This is a genomic window from Rossellomorea marisflavi (assembly GCF_009806575.1).
In the GTDB taxonomy this organism is placed as follows: Bacteria; Bacillota; Bacilli; order Bacillales; family Bacillaceae_B; genus Rossellomorea; species Rossellomorea marisflavi_A.
In genome coordinates this window covers 3,553,955-3,575,759 of the sequence record NZ_CP047095.1, presented here as the reverse complement: position 1 = coordinate 3,575,759, position 21,805 = coordinate 3,553,955, and the positions used below count along the sequence as shown (strand labels likewise).

At 47.8% G+C, this 21,805-nt stretch carries 20 protein-coding genes, 1 other RNA gene and 1 riboswitch; of the genes, 20 read left to right on the top strand and 1 reads right to left on the bottom strand.

Features of this window, described 5'->3' with window-relative positions; translation table 11 throughout:
* The first annotated feature begins 49 nt into the window (after nt 1-49).
* The 9 genes from D5E69_RS18600 to ssrA all read left to right on the top strand — a co-directional run bounded on the left by D5E69_RS18600 (nt 50) and on the right by ssrA (nt 10,397).
* Nucleotides 50-1,234, top strand: a complete 1,185-nt coding sequence (locus D5E69_RS18600) for a phosphoglycerate kinase (protein ID WP_048015739.1) — start codon at nt 50-52, stop codon at nt 1,232-1,234.
* Between the two features lie 47 nt (nt 1,235-1,281).
* Nucleotides 1,282-2,046 (top strand): triose-phosphate isomerase, encoded by a 765-nt coding sequence (gene tpiA, locus D5E69_RS18595; protein WP_048006747.1) that lies wholly within the window; start codon nt 1,282-1,284, stop codon nt 2,044-2,046.
* Nucleotides 2,039-3,574, top strand: coding sequence for a 2,3-bisphosphoglycerate-independent phosphoglycerate mutase (gene gpmI, locus D5E69_RS18590; protein ID WP_048006748.1), 1,536 nt, complete (start codon nt 2,039-2,041; stop codon nt 3,572-3,574). The genes tpiA and gpmI overlap by 8 nt, the downstream gene beginning before the upstream one ends.
* Before the next feature lie 84 nt (nt 3,575-3,658).
* Nucleotides 3,659-4,951 (top strand): phosphopyruvate hydratase, encoded by a 1,293-nt coding sequence (eno, locus tag D5E69_RS18585; protein ID WP_048006749.1) that lies wholly within the window; start codon nt 3,659-3,661, stop codon nt 4,949-4,951.
* A gap of 144 nt (nt 4,952-5,095) precedes the next feature.
* Nucleotides 5,096-5,323, top strand: a complete 228-nt coding sequence (gene secG, locus D5E69_RS18580) for a preprotein translocase subunit SecG (protein ID WP_048006750.1) — start codon at nt 5,096-5,098, stop codon at nt 5,321-5,323.
* A gap of 893 nt (nt 5,324-6,216) precedes the next feature.
* Nucleotides 6,217-6,963, top strand: coding sequence for an alpha/beta hydrolase (locus D5E69_RS18575; protein ID WP_048006751.1), 747 nt, complete (start codon nt 6,217-6,219; stop codon nt 6,961-6,963).
* 21 nt (nt 6,964-6,984) lie between these two features.
* The gene (gene rnr, locus D5E69_RS18570; RefSeq protein WP_048006752.1) at nt 6,985-9,333 is read left to right on the top strand and encodes a ribonuclease R; all 2,349 of its coding nucleotides are present in this window, start codon (nt 6,985-6,987) and stop codon (nt 9,331-9,333) included.
* Nucleotides 9,334-9,434: 101 nt separating this feature from the next.
* Entirely contained in the window at nt 9,435-9,908 is a 474-nt protein-coding gene (gene smpB, locus D5E69_RS18565; RefSeq protein WP_048006753.1) for an SsrA-binding protein SmpB, read from the top strand.
* Between the two features lie 125 nt (nt 9,909-10,033).
* Nucleotides 10,034-10,397, top strand: a transfer-messenger RNA (tmRNA) gene (gene ssrA / locus D5E69_RS18560).
* Nucleotides 10,398-10,481: 84 nt separating this feature from the next.
* Here ssrA and D5E69_RS18555 read toward each other — a convergent pair.
* A complete protein-coding gene (locus D5E69_RS18555; RefSeq protein ID WP_159130029.1) occupies nt 10,482-10,625 on the bottom strand; it encodes a hypothetical protein in 144 nt (47 codons plus the stop codon).
* Nucleotides 10,626-10,871: 246 nt separating this feature from the next.
* Here D5E69_RS18555 and D5E69_RS18550 point away from each other — a divergent pair, with 246 nt between their 5' ends.
* The 11 genes from D5E69_RS18550 to D5E69_RS18500 all read left to right on the top strand — a co-directional run bounded on the left by D5E69_RS18550 (nt 10,872) and on the right by D5E69_RS18500 (nt 21,689).
* Nucleotides 10,872-11,402 carry a nucleoside-triphosphatase gene (locus D5E69_RS18550; RefSeq protein WP_159130028.1) on the top strand — a complete coding sequence of 177 codons (531 nt, stop codon included), beginning with the start codon at nt 10,872-10,874 and terminating at the stop codon, nt 11,400-11,402.
* Between the two features lie 95 nt (nt 11,403-11,497).
* Entirely contained in the window at nt 11,498-12,733 is a 1,236-nt protein-coding gene (locus tag D5E69_RS18545; RefSeq protein ID WP_159130027.1) for an aminopeptidase, read from the top strand.
* A 45-nt stretch (nt 12,734-12,778) separates the two neighbouring features.
* A complete protein-coding gene (locus D5E69_RS18540; RefSeq protein WP_159130026.1) occupies nt 12,779-13,315 on the top strand; it encodes a nucleoside/nucleotide kinase family protein in 537 nt (178 codons plus the stop codon).
* Between the two features lie 202 nt (nt 13,316-13,517).
* Nucleotides 13,518-13,784 (top strand): CD3324 family protein, encoded by a 267-nt coding sequence (locus D5E69_RS18535; protein ID WP_159130025.1) that lies wholly within the window; start codon nt 13,518-13,520, stop codon nt 13,782-13,784.
* Between the two features lie 125 nt (nt 13,785-13,909).
* Complete coding sequence (locus D5E69_RS18530) at nt 13,910-14,389, top strand: GNAT family N-acetyltransferase (protein WP_249931515.1); 480 nt, start codon at nt 13,910-13,912, stop codon at nt 14,387-14,389.
* 131 nt (nt 14,390-14,520) lie between these two features.
* Nucleotides 14,521-14,714: riboswitch (cobalamin riboswitch) on the top strand.
* Between the two features lie 161 nt (nt 14,715-14,875).
* Nucleotides 14,876-16,969: an LPXTG cell wall anchor domain-containing protein gene (locus D5E69_RS18525; protein WP_156185281.1), complete on the top strand. Its 2,094-nt coding sequence runs from the start codon at nt 14,876-14,878 to the stop codon at nt 16,967-16,969.
* Between the two features lie 10 nt (nt 16,970-16,979).
* Entirely contained in the window at nt 16,980-17,906 is a 927-nt protein-coding gene (locus tag D5E69_RS18520) for a DUF4430 domain-containing protein (protein ID WP_053072528.1), read from the top strand.
* 18 nt (nt 17,907-17,924) lie between these two features.
* The gene (locus D5E69_RS18515) at nt 17,925-18,812 is read left to right on the top strand and encodes an energy-coupling factor transporter transmembrane component T (RefSeq protein WP_048007191.1); all 888 of its coding nucleotides are present in this window, start codon (nt 17,925-17,927) and stop codon (nt 18,810-18,812) included.
* Nucleotides 18,785-20,407: an ABC transporter ATP-binding protein gene (locus tag D5E69_RS18510; RefSeq protein ID WP_159130023.1), complete on the top strand. Its 1,623-nt coding sequence runs from the start codon at nt 18,785-18,787 to the stop codon at nt 20,405-20,407. Before D5E69_RS18515 ends, D5E69_RS18510 begins: the two co-directional genes overlap by 28 nt.
* 68 nt (nt 20,408-20,475) lie before the next feature.
* Nucleotides 20,476-21,099 (top strand): ECF transporter S component, encoded by a 624-nt coding sequence (locus tag D5E69_RS18505; protein ID WP_375540504.1) that lies wholly within the window; start codon nt 20,476-20,478, stop codon nt 21,097-21,099.
* A complete protein-coding gene (locus tag D5E69_RS18500) occupies nt 21,096-21,689 on the top strand; it encodes a class D sortase (RefSeq protein WP_048013379.1) in 594 nt (197 codons plus the stop codon). Before D5E69_RS18505 ends, D5E69_RS18500 begins: the two co-directional genes overlap by 4 nt.
* Nucleotides 21,690-21,805 lie beyond the last annotated feature (116 nt).

The following is a 21,805-nucleotide window of genomic DNA, read 5'->3' as shown; positions in this document are numbered from 1 at the left end:
GTTTCTTGAAAAAAGAGTAGAATTTGATAACTGAAGGAGGCCTTTTTCCATGAACAAAAAATCGATCAAAGACGTCGATGTGAAAGGGAAACGCGTATTTTGCCGCGTAGACTTCAACGTGCCGATGGCAGACGGGAAGATCACCGATGAAACGCGTATCCAGGCAGCACTGCCTACCATCAAACATCTAGTAGAAGGCGGAGCGAAAGTCCTTCTTGCAAGCCATCTTGGACGTCCAAATGGTGAAGTGGTAGAAGAACTCCGTTTGACACCTGTTGCAAACCGTCTATCAGAGCTTCTTGGCAAAGACGTTGCCAAAGCAGACGAAGCATACGGTGAAGCCGTTCAGGCAAAAGTTTCAGAGATGAAAGACGGAGACGTCCTTGTCCTTGAAAACGTTCGTTTCTACCCAGGTGAAACGAAAAACGATCCTGAGCTTGCGAAAGAATTTGCAGCACTTGCAGATCTTTATGTGAACGATGCATTCGGTGCAGCTCACCGTGCCCACGCTTCAACAGCAGGGATCGCCGAGCACATCCCGGCAGTTGCAGGTCTTCTTATGGAGAAAGAGCTTGAAGTCCTTGGTAAGGCACTATCAAACCCAGAACGTCCTTTCACGGCCATCGTTGGTGGAGCGAAAGTAAAAGATAAGATCGGTGTCATCGACAACCTTCTCGATAAAGTGGACAACTTGATCATCGGAGGCGGACTTGCTTACACATTCGTAAAAGCAAACGGCTACGAAATCGGTCAATCCCTTCTTGAAGAAGACAAAATCGATCTAGCGAAACAATTCATGCAAAAAGCGAAAGACAAAGGCGTGAACTTCCTTATGCCGGTAGACGTGGTTGTTGGGGATGACTTCTCTAATGATGCGAATACACAGGAAGTGGGCATCGACTCCATCCCATCTGATTGGGAAGCAATGGATATCGGTCCTAAAACGCGTGAAATCTTCAGCGATGCAATCAAGAGCTCTAAACTTGTCATCTGGAACGGACCAATGGGCGTATTCGAAATGGATACATTCGCCAACGGTACGAAAGCCGTAGCAGAGGCATTGGCCGATTCAACAGATACATACTCTGTAATCGGTGGCGGAGACTCTGCAGCAGCAGTCGAGAAGTTCGGATATGCTGATAAAATGAGTCATATTTCTACAGGCGGAGGAGCATCTCTCGAGTTCATGGAAGGGAAAGAACTTCCTGGAGTCACAGCTCTGAACGATAAATAATCCCTGTTTCTAAATGCGTTTAGAAAACAATCGAAAGGATGAGTAGAATGCGTAAACCGATCATCGCAGGTAACTGGAAGATGAACAAAACACTCGGTGAAGCTAAATCTTTCACCGAAGAAGTACAAGGACTCGTTCCTGATACAGATGTAGTTGAATCCGTGATCTGTTCACCAGCGCTTTTCCTTGAAAGCCTTGTAAACAGCACGAAGAACTACAAAGTAGAAATCGGTGCCCAAAACATGCACTTCGAAGAAAACGGAGCGTTCACAGGCGAAGTCAGCCCTGTAGCCCTTCAAGATCTTGGAGTGAAATATGTCATCCTTGGACACTCAGAACGCCGTGAAATGTTCAACGAAACGGATGAGTCTGTGAACAAGAAGACGATCGCTGCCTTCAAACACAGCCTGACTCCGATCGTATGTGTCGGTGAAACACTTGAACAACGTGAGAACAACGAAACAAATGAGCTAGTCGGAGATCAAGTGAAGAAGGCCCTTGCCGGACTTTCTGCTGATCAAGTGAAGAATACCGTCATCGCCTATGAGCCAATCTGGGCAATCGGTACCGGTAAATCTTCAACGGCTGAAGATGCGAACGAAGTATGTGCCCACATCCGTCAAGTTGTGGCTTCTGAGTTCGGTCAAGAAGCTGCCGATGCAGTCCGCATCCAGTACGGCGGAAGCGTAAAACCTGCCAACATCAAAGAATACATGGCACAGCCTGATATCGATGGTGCATTGGTCGGTGGCGCAAGCCTTGAACCACAAAGCTTCCTTCAGCTTCTAGAAGGGGCGAGCTCTCATGAGTAAGTCTCCAGTAGCACTCATCATCCTGGACGGCTTCGCCTTCCGTGATGTGAAAGAAGGAAATGCGGTTGCTCAGGCCAACAAGCCGAACTTCGACCGCCTTTGGAACCAATACCCTCACAATCAGCTGACTGCAAGCGGTGAAGCAGTAGGTCTGCCTGACGGTCAGATGGGTAACTCTGAAGTGGGTCACTTGAACATCGGTGCCGGCCGCATCGTGTATCAAAGCCTCACGCGCGTGAACCTTGCCATCCGTGAAGGAGAGTTCGAGAAGAACGAAACCTTCAAAGATGCCATCGAGCACGCGAAAAAGCACGACAAGAAGCTTCACATCTTCGGTCTTCTATCCGATGGAGGGGTTCACAGTCATATCGAGCATATGTATGCCCTCCTTCGCCTAGCAGCCAAAGAAGGAATGGAAGAGGTTTATGTCCATGCGTTCCTTGATGGTCGTGATGTCGGTCCTAAGACCGCGAAGAAGTACATTGAAGATGCACAAGCAAAAATGAAAGAAATCGGTATCGGTCAATTCGCGACGATTTCTGGCCGCTATTACTCAATGGACCGCGATAAGCGCTGGGAGCGCGTGGAGAAATCCTATCGTGCCATGGTATACGGCGAAGGCCCTACGTACACGGATCCAATCGAATTGGTGAACGATTCATACGAAAATGGAATCTATGACGAATTCGTCATCCCATCCGTGATCACAAAGGAAAGCGGCGAGCCGGTTGCAACGATCCAGGATGACGATTCTGTGATCTTCTACAACTTCCGTCCCGACCGTGCTATCCAGATCTCGAATACGTTTGCCAATCAGGACTTCCGTTCATTCGACCGCGGGGACAAGTTCCCTAAGAACCTGCACTTTGTCTGCCTGACGAAGTTCAGTGAAACGGTTGACGGATATGTGGCATTCAAACCGACGAACCTTGATAATACACTAGGGGAAGTTCTTGCCCAAAACGGCTTGAAACAGCTCCGTATCGCTGAAACGGAAAAATACCCGCACGTGACATTCTTCATGAGCGGCGGCCGTGAAGCGGAATTCGAAGGGGAAAAGCGCATCCTCATCGACTCACCTAAAGTGGCAACATACGACTTGAAACCTGAAATGAGCGCATACGAAGTGACGGACGCCCTTCTTGAAGAGATCCGTGAAGATCGCCAGGATGCCATCATCCTGAACTTCGCCAACCCTGATATGGTTGGTCACTCCGGAATGCTTGAACCAACGATCAAAGCGATCGAAACCGTGGACGAATGTCTTGGCAAAATCATCGACTTGATCACTGAAAAAGGTGGCACGGCCATCATCACTGCGGACCATGGGAATGCAGATGAAGTAATCACAGAAGACGGCGACCCAATGACTGCCCACACGACCAACCCGGTACCGGTCATCGTGACAAAAGAAGGCCTTGAACTTCGTGACGGAGGGATCCTTGGTGATCTTGCCCCAACGATGCTTGACCTCTTGAACGTCGATCAACCGGAAGAAATGACGGGTAAATCCCTCATTAAGAAGTAAACCTGCCGGCGTGCCGACCTGCAGGGGTACCCGGACGGTAAGAGCTTTTAAACTAAAATCACCTATAAAAAGGAGAGTTTTTTCATGCCAATCATTACTGATGTATACGCACGCGAAGTCCTTGACTCCCGTGGTAACCCGACAATCGAAGTAGAAGTTTACACTCAATCCGGAGCTTTCGGACGCGCACTTGTTCCATCTGGTGCTTCAACTGGTGAATACGAAGCAGTTGAACTTCGTGACGGCGACAAAGGCCGCTACCTAGGTAAAGGTGTAGAAAAAGCAGTCGATAACGTGAACAACGAAATCGCTGAAGAAATCATCGGTTACGATGTAACAGAACAAGTTGCCATCGACCAAGCAATGATCGCTCTTGATGGAACTGAAAACAAAGGTAAACTAGGCGCCAACGCAATCCTTGGTGTATCTATGGCCGTTGCACGCGCAGCTGCTGACTTCTTCGGAGTAGAATTGTACCAATACCTTGGTGGATTCAACGCGAAGCAACTTCCAGTACCAATGATGAACATCGTCAATGGTGGAGAGCACGCTGACAACAACGTAGACATCCAGGAATTCATGGTTATGCCTGTAGGAGCTCCTACATTCAAAGAAGCTCTTCGAATGGGTGCGGAGATCTTCCACAGCCTGAAATCAGTTCTTAAAGACAAAGGTTACAACACCGCTGTTGGTGACGAAGGCGGATTCGCTCCTAACCTTAAATCCAACGAAGAAGCTCTTTCTACAATCATCGAAGCAATCGAAAAAGCCGGTTACAAACCAGGCGAAGAAGTACTTCTTGCAATGGACGTAGCTTCTTCTGAGATCTACAACAAAGAAGACGGTAAATATCATCTTTCTGGAGAAGGCGTTGTACGTACTTCTGAAGAAATGGTTGACTGGTACGAAGAAATGGTTAACAAATACCCAATCATCTCAATCGAAGATGGTCTTGACGAAAACGACTGGGAAGGACACAAACTTCTTACTGAGCGCATCGGTAACAAAGTCCAACTCGTTGGGGATGACCTATTCGTAACAAACACAACAAAACTTTCTCAAGGGATCGAGCAAGGAATCTCTAACTCAATCCTTATCAAAGTGAACCAAATCGGTACACTTACTGAAACATTCGATGCTATCGAAATGGCTAAACGCGCTGGTTACACAGCTGTTATCTCTCACCGTTCTGGTGAAACAGAAGACAGCACAATCGCTGACATCGCGGTTGCTACTAACGCTGGTCAAATCAAAACTGGTGCTCCTTCACGTACTGACCGTGTGGCGAAATACAACCAACTTCTTCGCATCGAAGATCAATTGGCTCACACTGCTCAATACCTTGGAGCAAAAACATTCTACAACGTTAACCGCTAATAGCCGGTTTGCCGAAATCCCCGTCCTCGGACGGGGATTTTTTAATGGACGTCATCTAAGCGAATATTCATTATGTTCTTGTTGCCCCAGCCCCCGTATGGTAAAATGAAGACAATGTTATGTTCGGATCAGGAGGTGGGACTCATGCATACTATTTTAGTCACGTTACTTATCATCGTATCGATCGCCATGATCGTCATGGTATTGCTTCAATCAGGTAAGAGTGCTGGACTTTCAGGGGCCATCTCAGGTGGTGCGGAACAGCTATTCGGTAAACAGAAAGCGCGCGGACTCGACTTGATTTTGCACCGTATCACAATCGTATTGGCCGTACTATTCTTCATTCTTACGGTTGCCATCGTCCGTATCTAAATGAACGTTAAAAAACCTGATCTCGTTTGTGGGTCAGGTTTTTTGTTTTATCGGGGTTGTACTTGTCCGTTTTGTGCTGGGCGGAGCGATTCATCCTTATGGGGTGGTTTCGCAAATAACTGTGCGTGAATGCTGGTTCCGGAGATGGTGTGCAAATCTCGTTTGTGGGTTTGCGATGTAAGTGGTGTTCAGGTGATGGTTAGGGTGGTTCATCCGTATGGGGTGGTTCATCCGTATGGGGTGGTTTTCGCAAATTACTGCGAGTGAACGCTGGTTCAAGGGATGATGTGCAAATCTCGTTTGTGGGTTTGCGATGTAAGTGGTCGTCAGGTGATGGTTAGGGTGATTCATCCGTATTTGGACGCATTTGCAAATAACTCCGAATGAACGCTGGTTCCGGGGATGATGTGCAAATTGGAACGAGGGTACCATGTCGGTTCGCAAATAGAATGCTTTTTTTCGCAAATTAAGTCGAAAATTCCGCAAGTATTTTTTTGATTATCGCAAATAAATTCGCCTTGATCAGAATCGTCGAGTCTCGGGATAGAGAAATGGGTCATAAATCAAGTGCGAAAAAAGTCGAATTATGTCATAAGGGGAAAGTAGAGGGGAATGGCGATGGTAAATGCATGGTAAACCATTATGAATCGCTATGATTCCAAAAAATTCGCAAATACTCGATTAAAGTAGCAAATAGCCTCTACCTGCGTAGAGCCACCGATCAGGATGACCCGGCCTCACACTATGAACAACCCTCCGCCATCAAAACCGCCACAACAATGCGAAATGGTGGATTGTCCCACCGATATTTGCTAAAAATAGAAGTGAGAAGAATCTGAACGGCTACATCAAGCCACTAGACATCAAAGAGATCGAAAAGGAGCTATCAAACCATGAAAACCAATTTGCCGAAACCATTTACATTTGAAGCGGGGAAACGTGCTGTCCTTCTGTTGCACGGATTCACTGGTAACTCATCGGATGTGCGTATGCTCGGACGATTCCTCGAGAAGAAGGGCTATACGTCTCATGCGCCTCACTATAAGGGACATGGTGTTCCGCCGGAGGAATTGGTGCATACAGGTCCTGAAGACTGGTGGAAGGATGTCATGGACGGGTATGAGCATCTGAAGAGCCTTGGGTATGAGGAAATCGCCGTTGCGGGCCTCTCGCTCGGAGGGGTATTTTCATTGAAATTAGGTTACACTGTACCTGTAAAGGGTATTGTCCCAATGTGTGCACCAATGTATATAAAAAGCGAAGAAGTCATGTATGACGGGGTAGTGGAATACGCCCGTGAATTTAAAAAATATGAAGGAAAACCCGAAGACCAGATTGAAAAGGAAATGGAAGAGTTCAAGAAGACGCCGATGGATACGTTGAAGGCCCTTCAGGAGCTCATCGCCGATGTGCGTGGGAATGTGGATATGATCTACTCGCCGACGTTTGTCGTGCAGGCACGGAACGACCATATGATCAACACGGATTCTGCGAATATCATCTATGACAGCGTTGAGTCTGATGATAAAGAGATCAAATGGTACGAAGAGTCTGGGCACGTCATTACGCTCGATAAAGAGAAAGAGCAGCTTCACGAGGATGTGTACAACTTCCTGGAGAAACTGGACTGGACGGTATAATCACGATCAGGAGGGAATGTCATGGACGAAAATATTAAAGGGCATGTGGATAAGCTCCTTTCTTACATGAAGGAAGAAGCCTACAAGCCATTGACGGTACAAGAGCTGGAGGAAGCATTCGGAATCGAGGGGTCAGGGAACTTCAAGGATTTCGTCAAGGCGCTTGTCGTCATGGAAGAGAAGGGATTGGTGGTGCGTACAAGAAGCAACCGCTACGGTCTTCCTGAAAAAATGAATCTGGTAAGAGGGAAAGTATCGGCACATGCCAAGGGCTTCGCCTTTGTCATCCCGGAAGAGCAGGGGATGGATGATATCTTCATCCCGCCGAATGAAACAAGCAATGCGATGCACGGGGATATCGTCCTCGTACGGGTATCGGCTGCTTCATCGGGCTCAAGACGCGAAGGGACCATCGTCCGCATCGTCGAGCGCGGTGTCGATCAGATTGTCGGGACATTCACCGAAAGCAAACATTTCGGCTTTGTCATCCCTGATGATAAGAAGTTCGCAAGTGACATCTTCATCCCGAAATCCGCCCAGAAGGGTGCGACGGAAGGACATAAGGTCGTCGTGAAGCTGACGGCTTATCCGGAAGGACGCAAGAGCGCAGAAGGGGAAGTCATTGAAATACTCGGTCATAAAAATGATCCGGGCGTCGATATCCTTTCCATCATCCATAAGCATGGCATCACCGTCGAGTTCCCTGAAGAAGTCATGGAGCAGACGAATCAAGTGCCTGATGAAATCAACCCATCCGAGCTTGAGAACCGCCGCGATTTGCGCGATCAAACGATCGTCACCATTGACGGGGCCGACGCAAAGGACCTCGATGATGCCGTCACGGTCACGAAGCTCGACAACGGAAACTACAAGCTCGGCGTACATATCGCCGATGTTACCTACTATGTGAAAGAAAGCTCACCGATCGATGAGGAAGCATTCGATCGTGGTACATCCGTCTACCTCGTGGACCGGGTTATCCCGATGATCCCTCACCGACTGTCGAACGGTATCTGTTCACTGAACCCGAAAGTCGACCGCCTGACGCTTTCATGTGATATGGAGATCACACCTAGCGGGGAAGTCGTGAAGCATGAGATCTTCCAGAGTGTGATCAAGACTGCTGAGCGGATGACCTACTCAGACGTCAACAAGATCCTTGTGGACAAAGATGAAGAGCTGAGAAGCAAGTACGAGCCACTCGTCCCGATGTTTGAGGACATGGAGAAACTTGCTCAGATCCTTCGCACGAAGCGTGAGAAGCGCGGTGCCATCGACTTCGATTTCAAAGAAGCGAAGGTGCTCGTGAACGAAGAAGGCGAGCCGACGGAAGTCGTCATGCGCGAGCGTTCCGTTGCCGAAAAGCTCATCGAGGAATTCATGCTGGCAGCGAATGAAACTGTCGCAGAACACTTCCACTGGATGGAAGTACCGTTCATCTATCGTATCCATGAAGATCCGAAGGAAGATAAGCTTATGCGTTTCTTCGAGTTCATCACGAACTTCGGACTCATCGTGAAAGGCTCGGCGAACTCGATCCATCCTCGTGCCCTCCAGGAAATCATCGATGATGTCCAGGGGAAAGCGGAGGAGATGGTCGTCTCCACGATGATGCTGCGCTCCATGCAACAGGCGAAGTACGATCCGGAAAGCCTTGGTCACTTCGGGCTGGCAACGGAGTTCTATACCCACTTTACCTCGCCGATCCGCCGTTATCCGGATCTGATCGTCCACCGATTGATCAGGACATACTTGATTGAAGGAAAGGTCGACCAAGCGACGCGCGACAAATGGGGAGCACAGATGGGGAACATCGCCCAGCATACCTCCAGCCGCGAACGCCGTGCCGTCGATGCTGAGCGTGAGACGGATGAGCTGAAGAAAGCAGAGTACATGGAAGACAAGGTCGGGGAAGAGTACGACGGGATCATCAGCTCCGTTACCAACTTCGGACTGTTCGTCGAGCTTCCGAATACAATCGAGGGTCTTGTTCACGTGAGCTACATGACCGACGACTATTACCGGTTCGACGAGCGTCAGCTGGCCATGATCGGAGAGCGTACGGCAAACGTCTACCGCATCGGTGACGAGATCACCGTCCGCGTCGTGAACGTCAACAAGGACGAACGCGCCATTGACTTCGAGATCGTCGGCATGAAAGGGACCCGTCGCCGCGACGACAAAGCCCGCTCATTCCGACCGGAACGTAAAGGCAAACCGACAAGCAAGCCAGGCAAAAAGCCTGCTGATAAAGACAAAAAAGAAGGCGGCGAATGGTCCACACGCCCGCCGAAGAATAATAAGAAGAAAAAGAAGAACAAAAAGTTCTTCGATAATGCTCCAAAAAGCAAACGCAAAAAGAAAAAGTAAGCATAAGGAGCATGGGAATCCTCCCGTGCTCCTGTTTCATCCTACCCATACAGGTGTATTTATGAGATAATGGCACCACAGAAAGAGAGAGAGGGATTCACATGCCAAAGGGAGAAGGCAAGCTCATTGCCCAGAATAAAAAAGCCCGCCATGACTTCGCTGTCGAAGAGACCTTCGAAGCAGGCATCGTCCTCCAGGGGACGGAAATCAAATCGATCCGCGGCGGCCGCGTCAACTTGAAGGATTCCTTCGCCCGTATCCGAAACGGAGAAGTATACGTCTACAACATGCACGTATCACCGTACGAGCAAGGAAACCGGTACAATCATGATCCGCTCCGTACGAGGAAGCTCCTCCTGCACCGCAGGCAGATCAATAAGCTCATCGGTGAAACAAAAGAAGCAGGATATTCACTCGTCCCGTTGAAGCTGTACATCAAAAACGGCGTCGCCAAGCTCCTCATCGGCCTTGCACGCGGTAAGAAGAAATATGACAAACGTGAAGATCTGAAGCGCAAGGAAGCCAACCGCTCGATCCAGCGCGAGCTCGCCCAAAGGCAAAAAGGGAATTACTGATCCTTCCAGTTGCATTTGGCGCTCAGTTTGTTATAATAAATAGTGTCGCAGGGCAAACTGACTGCGATAAGAACAATTGAATAAGTAACCAGTGAGAACTTATTCTTTCCCGTTCTTCCTCATATGGGGACGTTACGGATTCGACAGGGATAGTTCGAGCTTGGGTTGCGAGCCGTAGGGATCGTCTACGTTAAAACGTCAAAGCCAATAATAACTGGCAAAACTAACAATAACCTAGCTCTAGCTGCGTAATAGCGCTTTAGCTGTTCCTCCCTCCATTGCCTATGTGGTAGGGTAAGGGACTCACTCTTAGTAGGCTACGCCGGAGTCCACCGTCTGAGGACAAAGGAAGAGATTAACCAGACTAGCTGCACGGACGCCAGTCGGTAGGCATAAGCTGCAGCGAAACCGCGAATATATCGACTACGCTCGTAGACGCACAAGTGCCGTTATTTCTGGACGAGGGTTCGACTCCCTCCGTCTCCACCAAATACATATTTGGTGGTTTTTATTTTGTCTAAATAAATGATACAAGCCATCCCGGTTTCTTTCAGGGGTGGCTTTTTTTAGTATTTAGAGATTATCCGTATTGATGCGAGGGGTACGTGGTTCGAGTTCGGCTCTGGCCTTGGCATTTTCATTGTTCCGGTCGTGTTGGTCTTGTCTTGCCTTATCCACTGCAGACCGGTTTTCTGATTTGTTCTTTTCATCCTTCACTCTATCACCCCCTCTTGCTAATATGCACCAAGAATGAGGGCTTGAAACATACAAAAAAGGACTTGCCGAAACAAGTCCTCAATATACCTGGGTCGTATTAGAAATATTGAAGATGAGCTACTAGGGTATTGGTGAGCTCTATTGTATGTAATAATATGTAAAAGTGGTGATGGGGGTTTATTACACAGAAAAAATCAATCCATCCATCCATCCATATTAAGCAACATATCGGGTGAAGGAGGACATATGAATTCCACATTTTTTTTACTCTCGGGAAAGCCGAGAATAGGCAAATCAACGTTGATCAAACAAATCATTCATGAAATCGGCGTCGATCGTTGTGGAGGCTTCTATACAGAAGAAGTGACCAACTTCGATGATCGGATAGGTTTCCGGTGTGTATCGATGGATGGAGAAAGTGTAGATATTGCCAACGTAGAAAGTCGCAGCGCAACCAGGGTTGGAAGGTATGGTGTTAATGTAAAGGAGTTTGATCTGTTTGCCGAAGATATTTTACAAGTGGCGCTTCGTACCAAGGACATCATCGTGATTGATGAGATCGGGTATATGCAGATGTTCTCTCATTCATTTAAGAAAAACGTTCAAGACATTTTTTCAGGAAACAAGGTGGTACTTGGGACGATTCCTTTAAACCGTCATCCTGAAATGAATATCATAAACAATCTTCAAGAAGCAAACATCATAACAGTAGATGAACTCAATCGGGACAAGATCGCAGAATGGTTAGTAAGAGAAGTGTTGAACGTTATAGATTGAAATGATTACGAAGAGCTGACGCACGCCAAGATCGGTGCCATGCAGGTCAGGAGTCTTTAGCAAAACGATGCAGAACAGTATAGGGGAGATCGTAAATGGTTAAAGGGATTATAAGCGACCCACAATTGAAAAAGTACGCAGAACTTGCTGTAAGAGCCGGTGTGAATCTCCAAAAGGATCAGTTATTGATTATTTATAGTGATATCCAACATGCTGGGTTTGCTCGTCTGATCCAAACGGCAGCCTACGAGGCAGGTGCCTCGAATGTAGTGATTGATTGGAAGGATGAACAGTCTACCAAAGAGTTTTACATACATGCAGCAGATCGTTTCATCGATCACATTCCCGATTGGCAGGCTGCCCGTTTTAAAGAATGGGATGATGAAGGGGCTGCTTACATTCATATTATTTCTGAAAATGTCTTTGAAGACGTTTCTGCTGAAAGGATTCATCGTTTCCAAAAAGCGTCACGTACAAAATTGAAGGATTATTACAGCAAAGTCAGATCCCACAAGGTCCGGTGGTGTCTTATAGCTGTCCCGTACGTTGCTTGGGCAGCCAAAGTATTCCCCAACCTGAGTAAAGAAGAAGCTTTACAATCATTATGGGAATTGATTGTAAGTGGAGCTAGGGCAGACGGGGAGAGTCCCATTGATGATTGGAGAGAACACCACAGAGCCTTCGAGTCTCGAAAAAAATTCCTGAACGAGAGCCGATTTGAAGCGCTGCATTTTACAAATAAACGTGGAACTGATTTAGTAGTGGGTCTAGCCAAAAATCATGTTTTTATCGGTGGGGCTGTCACAGATGAACAAGGGATCCCTTTCTTTCCGAACATCCCTACAGAAGAAATATTTACTGCTCCACACAAAAATAGGGTGAATGGCAAACTGGTAGGGACTAAACCTCTTATCTATGGTGGGAATATCATAGAAGACTTTCATCTGATTTTTACAGAAGGCCGAATTACCGACTATTATGCCGCGAATGGACAAGAAGCGTTGCAACATCTCATCGAAACGGATGAAGGCTCACATTATCTAGGGGAAATTGCGTTGGTTTCGACTAAAGCACCTCTTGCTCAGGCTAATACGCTCTTTTACAAGACCTTGTTTGATGAAAATACGGCCTGTCATATTGGAATCGGGGATGCATCTCCCTCCACGATCATAGATGGCCTTCACAAATCTGAGCATGAATTAAAGGATGCGGGTCTGAATACTTCTCTCTTGTCCGTCAATGTAACCTTTGGTACTGACGATATGGAGGTAGTGGGAGTGAAAGAAGGAAGGGAAATCCCAGTAATGGAGGGTGGTAAGTTTAACTTCTAGATCCCTTACAACTTTAAAATATAATGTTGAAAAAGGAGGCATTTAATGAAAAGAAAGATCCCTAAAGTAATTGCGATTGCTGCGGTATCAGGCGGGGGAAAATCAACAATAGCCTCTTGCTTAAAGGAGAGGCTAGGAAATAGTATAGCGCTTCATTTCGATGACTATGACTTCAAAGGTCCAGAAGACATGATTGAATGGATTGAGAATGGTTGCGATCCGAATGAGTGGGATCTAACACCTCTTATTTGTGAGATACAATCGTTGCAAACTGAACCGTTGGATACCATCATATTGGATTTTCCATTTGCATATCTACATGATGAAAGTAGCAACCTGATTGATTTCACCGTGTTTATTGATACACCGTTAGATCTTGCGTTGGCGCGTAGAATAAGCAGAGATTTTAAACATGCTTCATTTGAAGATATATTAGGGGATCTAGATCACTACATTTCAAGAGGAAGGCAAGGGTATCTTGCTATGTTACATACAGTTAAACCAAATTCCGACCTGGTTGTAGATGGTACACTTTTTATCTCTGAGATTGCAGATATTATCGCAGAACATATTGGTGAATAATGAGTTAGGCTGACCGAAACCAGGAACTCTGTCAAGGGATATGGTAGTATAAAGAAAAACACGTGAGGAGGTCAACCATGGCCAAATACCCCAACCTGAAAGTATTCTCCCGTTAGCAGCAAAGGCTGCCGGGAGATGGAAATGATAAATGAGCAGTCTTTGCCTTTCTTATTCCAATTCTAATAAGGAAGCAGGGGCGAAAATGAGCCATAAGCGGGCAAAGGATGTTTTACCGGATGAATTGATTGCCATCATTCAGGGCTATGTGGATGGTGAGTATGTATACATCCCGAGAAAAAGCGGCAGCGAGCGATCCTGGGGAGAGCAGAGCGGAGCCAGGAAGACTCTGGATGAGAGAAATAAGGAAATCTGTGAGAGGTTTAAGTGTGGGTGGAAGAAGGAGCAGCTTGCTGCTGCCTACCATCTTTCCCTGAAAAGCATTGAACGGATTGTTTATAAACGAGAATAGTCTTTATGAAGCGTCTGATGGTTTTTACCGGAGGACGCTTTTTATTTTTCCTCTAATATTTTATGTAGTCGTTTACGAGGGAGAATGAGCGTGTGCTTGCCTTTACACTATAGGTATAAGAAAGGGTGATACGTTTGAGCTATACGTTAAGAAAAAGGACAGACCAAGACATCCAAGAGTTCATCACGTGGAGGTATGAAGGCAACTATTCGTTCTATGATAATCCGATTCAAGAGGAGAAGGTGAACGGATTTCTTGAGAGCGGTAATCGGGAAGGATTTTATTCGGTCATTGACCGGGAGGGGAGATTGGCAGGGAACTGTGAGTTTTTCCAGGTCGGAGATGAAACGGAGGATATCATGGGAGTTGGGATACAGATGAAACCGGCACTGACAGGGAAGGGTGAGGGGAGGAGGTTTTTCCATTCCATCATCGAAGAGGGAAGAAGGAAACTCGGTTATAACCATCTGGAGTTGGCTGTGGTGGACTTTAATACCCGTGCCATCAGGGTGTATGAACGTGCGGGATTTGTACAAAAAGATGAATTTCAGAACAACATTAGAGGGGAGGAGTATAGGTTCATCATCATGGAAAAAGATTGGTGAAATAATTTTCAATGGTACAACCCCCGACAAACCCCGCCACCCATCAACATCCTTCCCCATTTCCTGATATTCCTCCAATTAACAGTATATTGAATTGAGCGAATGTTTCCATTAAGATGGAGAGGAGTATAACTTCATAGGTGCATATTGGTTCAGCCTCAGGTTTGGGGCTGATTAAAAGGGAATCAGGTGTGAATCCTGAGCGGTCCGGCCACTGTAAGTGATGAGCGATCTTTCGGAAATGCCACTGGATGTTAGAGTCCGGGAAGGCGGAAGGGAGCGATGAATCATGAGTCAGGAGACCTGCCTGTATGTGTAGTGGTGGAGCCTTCCGGTAAAAGGTGAAGCGAGGTGGATCAGTATGCATGGGGTTAGTATGTGCACGTGGATTTCAAAGCCTTGTTCTTCTTTCGGGAAGAGCAGGGCTTTTTTATATACATATTATTTATCTAGTACAGGGGATAAGGGACACGGGAGGATATGTGAGTGAGAATACTTCAAGCAATGTTGGCAAGTGTATTGAGCGTTGTGTTGTTTTTGGGTGTGCCGGTTGCGGGGATTCCGTCTGGACACGCAGAGGCAGCGACAAGTACGGATGTTTCGCTGGCTGAGATCAATAAAACCATTGAAGGTGCTGCGAATCACATTCTGGACAACGGAGTAAGTAGTGAGTGGGAAGCCATAGGACTTGCGGCAGCGGGATATCCAGTGCCGGATGCCTATTTTCAGAATCATTTCAGTCAATCGGTGGATAGCCAGGTCATCAACCCATCGAGATACGCTAAGATTACGGATATTGAACGCCACGTGATTGCGGCGGCGGCCATCGGTTTGGATCCATTGTCTGTCAACGGGACGGACTTGATTGAAAAGATCTACAACAGTCATGATGTGTCACCAGGGAATGACACGATGACCCTTCAAGGGAATAACGGACCGATCTTCGCCTTGATCGCGTTGGACAGCCAACAGTTCGAGGTGCCATCAGATGCCAAGTGGACACGTCAAAAGCTGATTGATGAGCTTTTGAAGCAGCAGAATGAGGATGGAAGCTGGTCCCTCAGTGCATACATGTCGGGCCCGAGCTATGATATCACGGCCATGGCCTTGATTGCCTTGGCACCCTATACATCCCAGGGGAATGTGAAGAAAGCGGTAGATGGTGCGCTCTCATTTCTATCTGCAGAACAGCAATCAAGCGGAGGATTCGACGATCCATTTGTCGGGGGGACTTCAAGTGAAGCCACTTCCCAGGTGATCATTGCCCTGACGTCGAACGGGATTGATCCGACGTCAAAGGCATTCACGAAAGGATCCAATAATCTCGTCACCCACCTTCTGAGCTTCAAGTCGGAGGATGGCGGATTTATGCATGTCAGTCCAGGCAATTCCAACGGGATGGCGACCGAGCAAGCCCTGCAGGCCCTCGTCGCGTATCAGAAATTCTTAAAGGGGGAGGGGAAGCTTTATTCATTCCCTAAACCATTGGAGCCGGAACCACCGACGGCCATGCCTGATCCGACCCTCACGATAAAAGGGGTAGAAGATGGCCAGATTGTCACAACGCCAGAAATGACGGTCACGGCTGAGGCAAAGGATGGAGAAGGAAACGCCTTGGTAGTCGACGCGAAGTTGAATGATCAAGCCCTTGAAGGTAACAAATCGGGCGAGTTCGTCCTTTCGTTAAAAGAGGGGAAGAATGTTCTCATTGTCAGCGCACAAGATCAGAATGAAAAAGTGGTGTCAAAGAAAGTGACGATACAGTACAAAAAAGAAGCCAAAGATGAGGATCCGCCAAAGCTGCTGGACCAGGTGACCCTAAAGCCTGTATGGAAAGATGGAAAAGGCACGATCGAGATGGATAGTATCAGCAACCTGAAGGCAGGGGGAGATATCATCATCGAGATCCCGGACGATTCGGTTACCATCGTCTTCCCGGATGAAAGCATGAGTGTGATGGTCAATAAAGAGGCGACGCTTCACTTGGAATCATCTCAAGTGAAAATGAAGACTGAATTGAAAGGGTTCTCAAAAAAAGAAGCTGAATTCTCCATCCAGCGCATGGAAGGCATGAAGGAAGCTCTTAGTAACGTGTACGACTTTACCATCAAACAGGATGGGGAAAGCATTCATGATGTGAAAGATGCCGTAGAACTGTCCTTCGCCGTCAAGGAAGAAGAGGTGGACAGCACATCTACCGCCGTTTACTTCTATAATTCAGATACGGAAAAGTGGGACCATGTCGGAGGGGACTATGCCGATGGGTGGTTCAATGTACAACCTGATCACCTGAGCACATTTGCTGTGTTCAACTCCGCACCAACGGGAACGGAAGAGGAAGAGAAAACAAATGAACCAGAAAAAACACAGGATGAGGGAAAAACGGGCTCGTCTCCAAAGGAAAACAAGAAAGACGATACTGTTGTACCGGCAGCCAACCCTTCTTCGGGGAAAAAGCTCCCCAATACTGGCGTGAACGAATGGTATCTTCCAGTCGCGGGAGGGCTCCTTCTACTCACGGGCCTCTCGATCTATTTCTGGGGTGCACGGAAGAAGAGGAAGATGGAGATAAAAGGTTAGGAGGAGTTCGATGAAGAAGCAACGTAAGCTCATACTGTCGATCCTGACGGTGTTCTTCCTTACTCTTGGAGTAATCGGGGTCACCTATGGTTTCTCCGGCGAAGAAGAAAAGGCACCAACAAGTAAGCAAGTGGCGGGTAGCGAAAACTCAGTCGCTTCCGTGACCGGGGTTAAAGAAAAACAAAAAGATCCAAACGCTATCTCTGATGAACATTCCAAGACCGAGAAACAGGAAGAAAAAAAAGAGGAAAAAGAAAAAAACGAGAAATCGGACAGCACAACCGCTAAAAGCACAAAAGAGGACGGCAAGGCTGATCCTCAGCAACAAGAAGAAAGAAACGGAACAACGGAACGTCTTGAATCTGAAGGAAAGCCAGACAAACAAGGATCATCGGCATCAAGGAAAGAAGCAAAGACAGAGTCAAACCAAAAAACAGAGAGCCCAAAAGAATCCAAAGCTCCTTCCGACTCTGAACGTGCCGGATCAACACAACCAGAAAGCAAGGCACCGGCGCCTCAGCCTTCCAAAAAGCCTGCACCCGCTCCAAAACCTGAAAAGGAAGAAAAGCAGGCAGCAACGTCGACAGTCACCTATTCCATTGTGGCAGATAGTCAAATGGGTACGGTGCTCCCTCCGACTTCAGTCGAAATCGAGGATGGGGATACGGTCCTTGATGTACTCATCGAGGTGACACGTTCTCAAGGAATCCCCATGTCGTTCCGCGGTGGTACAGGGGCGAATGCCTATGTAGAAGGAATCAACAACCTATTTGAGTTTGACCGGGGATCCGGCAGTGGTTGGATGTACCGGGTGAATGGGATCTTCCCTAACAGAGGGGCAGGAGTGGTTCCCCTCCAGGACGGAGATCGCATTGAGTGGCTTTACACCATCGACCTCGGGAAAGATCTCGGAGCGGAGCTCAAGCCGTTCCGCTAGAAGAAAGGGGTACGCAACGTGACAATCAGATTGAAAGAACTTCACCCCTTTGTAAGCTTTCTCTACTACGTTTGTGCGGGTGTGTGCATGATGATGTTCACCCATCCGTTGTTCCTGTCTGTATCCATCTTGATCCTGGTCGGGGTGAATATCCTTCAAGGAACCTGGGGGAAACTGATCCGATCTATGCCTGCGATCGCTTGCATGGGGCTCATCATCATCGTCATGAATCCCCTTTTCGTCCGAAGGGGAGCCACCGTGCTGTTCTATTTCCGTCATAATCCCGTGACATTGGAAGGAGTGGCATACGGGATGATCATGGCCATGAGTCTATGGGGGATCTTCATCCTGTTCATTTCATTCAATGATGTGATCCACGGGCGGAAATTCTTATTTCTCTTTTCAAAAGTGTGGCCACAGCTCGCCCTCCTGCTGATGATTACGGTGCGTTTCGTACCGCTGCTCATTACCCGGTGGAAGGAGCTGTATCACACGCAAAAGCTCAGGGGACACGATATGTTCAACGGAAGCGTGAAGAAGCGGAGCAGGACGGGCATGCTCTATATGCAAAAGCTCCTCACGTGGTCGTTGGAGGAGGCGCTTCAAACGGCTGAATCCATGAATGCAAGAGGGTTCGGGGAGCGGAAGAGGTCGCATTATCAGCTGTTCCCATTCCGCTATTCCGATTGGGGAGCGTCCATCGTCTTAGCAGGGATAGCCGGCGTGTGTGTGTATTCTGCACAGAACGGAATCGGGACACTCAATGTGTATCCCCAGCTTGAGACACTCTCATTTTCCCCTTCGGACTGGCTGATCTTGATCCTGTTCATTTGTCTGATGGCATTCCCCATTTTACTTGAAGGAGGCAGTCAACTTCGATGGCATGTATTGAACTCGACAAACTAAGCTTTCACTATCCAGAGGAAGAACAAGCAGCCATCCGCTCCCTTTCCCTTACCGTGGATAAAGGGGATTTCATTGTGATCGGAGGTCCTTCAGGCTGTGGGAAGACAACCCTTCTGAAGCTGTTGAAAAAGGAACTCACACCGGTAGGAAGGATGATGGGACAGATCAGGATGTCAGATATGGGAGTAGGATTCGTGTTTCAGGACCCGGAAAATCAGATTGTCATGGATAACGTCCTTAGTGAACTTGTATTCGGCATGGAAAACGAGCAATTGGGGACGGGGGAGATGCGGCAGCGCGTGGCGGAAATGGTTCATTTCTTCGGTATGGAAGACCTCCTCGATCAGGATACAAGACATCTCTCAGGCGGGCAGAAACAGCTGATGAACGTGGCGAGCGTCCTCCTGCAAAAGCCGGACCTGTTGTTATTGGATGAACCGACGTCCCAACTAGACCCGGTCCAGGCAAAAGCACTGATTCAATTTGTCCACCGTCTGAACGAAGAATTCGGGATGACGATCATCATGGTCGAGCACCGATTGGAAGAGCTCTATCCCATCGCGGATCGGGTGATCCTCATGGAGAAAGGAAGCGTGGCCTATGAAGGGACGGCAAGGACAGTTGTTTCCACTGTGTGGAAGAACCAGGACAACACGTTTCTTCCATTCCTTCCAGCCATTGCGAAGCTATACTATACCTTTGCCGACCTGTCTTACGATACGCGGGTGCCCCTGTCTGTCAAAGAGGCCCAGCGCTGGCTATCGGATCTATCCATCGGGATGGTGGAGCACAAGCGAGAAGTCTCTTCTGGGCAGGCGTTACCCCTTCTCGAAATGTACCATGTAAGCTTCAAGTATGAAAAGCGTGCACCCATGATCCTGAAGGATATCAGCTTAGAGGTGAGGAAAGGGGATTTTCTTACTGTGGTGGGAGGAAACGCCTCAGGAAAGACAACCCTCCTGAAAATCATTGCGTCGATTCTGAAGCCGTATAGCGGAAAGGTAAGGCTGAATGGGAAGCAGGTTTCAAAAAAGTCATCCTTCAGAATGGGCTATCTTCCTCAAAACCCGTTGCTTTGCTTTATGTGTGAAACGCTACAGGAAGAAATCCTGGAGCTTGCCGTCCGTTACGACATCCCGCTTCCGGAAGAACGAATGAGGTCCATCGCGAACCGTCTCGGCATTGAGTCGATCCTGGAAAAGCATATCCATGATTGCAGTGGGGGAGAACAGCAGAAGGCGGCACTTGCCACCCTGTTATTCATTGAACCAGATCTACTCTTGATCGATGAACCGACGAAGGGAATGGATGCGGTATCCAAAGATCAGTTCTCGGTCATGTTGGACGACCTTCATCAAGATGGCATGACCATCCTGATGGTGACCCACGACATCGAATTTGCGGCCAGGCATGCTTCACGATGCGCTTGGTTGTTTGACGGTCGCATCACGGCAGACGGAACGGTGAGGGAGGTGTTGGATCATCACTACTTCTATACCACGACGATCAACCGCTTGAGTCAGAATGCCGATGTTCCAACGGTCCTGACGGTAGAGGAGGCATATGAGACATGGAATCTTCACGTGCGGTCCTGATCACCTCCTCTGTCATCACGTTGATTCTCTTATTTGTTTCGGCCATTCTGTTTGACGATAAGCCTTATATGATGATCTGCATCGCCATCATGATTGTAACGGTCATCCCGTTGTTTGCGAGATTCGAACTCCGTGCGATCGGGAGTAAGGAAATCGTCTTGCTGGCGGTACTTGCGGCCATTGCGGCCATGAGCAGGGTACCGTTTGCTCCGCTGCCGAGTGTACAGCCGACTACCTTCGTGATCATTGTGAGCGCCATCGTTCTGGGACCGGAAGCGGGTTTTCTAATAGGAGCGATGGCGGCCATCGTCTCCAATATCTTCTTGGGTCAAGGTCCATGGACCCCTTGGCAAATGTATGCCTGGGGGATGGCCGGCATGATGGCCGGATTTCTTCGCAACACCGTGATCATCAATACCAAATGGGGGTTGATGGGATATGGATTTGTCGTAGGCTTTTTGTTCGGGTGGTTCATGAATTTGTGGTTCCTCCTTGGCTTCCTTGGTGATGCCTCTTGGGAAGTGTTCGTCTCGGCCTATATCGCTAGCTTTTACTTTGATCTTGCACATGCGTTATCAAACGTATTTTTTCTCGGGCTTTTCAGTGTGGGGTGGATTCGGATCCTGGAACGTTTCAAACGGAAATACGGCATCCTGACGCCAGACTTGCCAAAAGAGGAGGTCTATAAATGAAGAAAGTGATTGGCATCTTGATCATTCTGATGTCCCTTCCCCTTTTGTTTCATAGCCAAATCAAGGGTGGAGTCTATAAAGGGTTCAACGAAAAACTTCTCGTCGCAGCGAGTGAAGGGAAGGGGGAAGTGAAAAAAACCATGCTTGAGAAGCTATACTTGAGTGATTCCACGGATGTAGAGACCTCTGACATCAAGGCGGTCCTCCGGATTCCATCCATTGAATTAGAGGAGCCCATCTTCAAGGGGGCAAGTGAATCCCATCTCAAGAATGGAGTCGCGACCATCGAGGAGGACACTCCCTTTTCCGCAACGAATATTTCCATTGCGGGACATAAAATGAATGCATACGGTGTTCTCTTCAATCGGCTTCATGAGCTGACTGAAGGGGATGTGATGGCAATGGATGTCAGCGGGAAAACCACTACGTACAAAGTGACGGAACAAAGGATGGTATCACCTGATGATTTGACGGTCCTGGAGGATACTGAGGATCAGACGATCACGCTGATCACGTGTGAAACCTATAACTGGAGCACGAATGAATTTGAAGAGCGATTGGTCGTGCGTGGGGAAAAGGTAGGGGAATGAGAATAGCTTCACCTAACAGGCAAGCCCATATTCTTGAGGGCTTGCCTTCCTTTTGCGAACGTTGACAGTTGAAAACAATTGAATTAATATATGAATATATAGTCATATATAAGTTT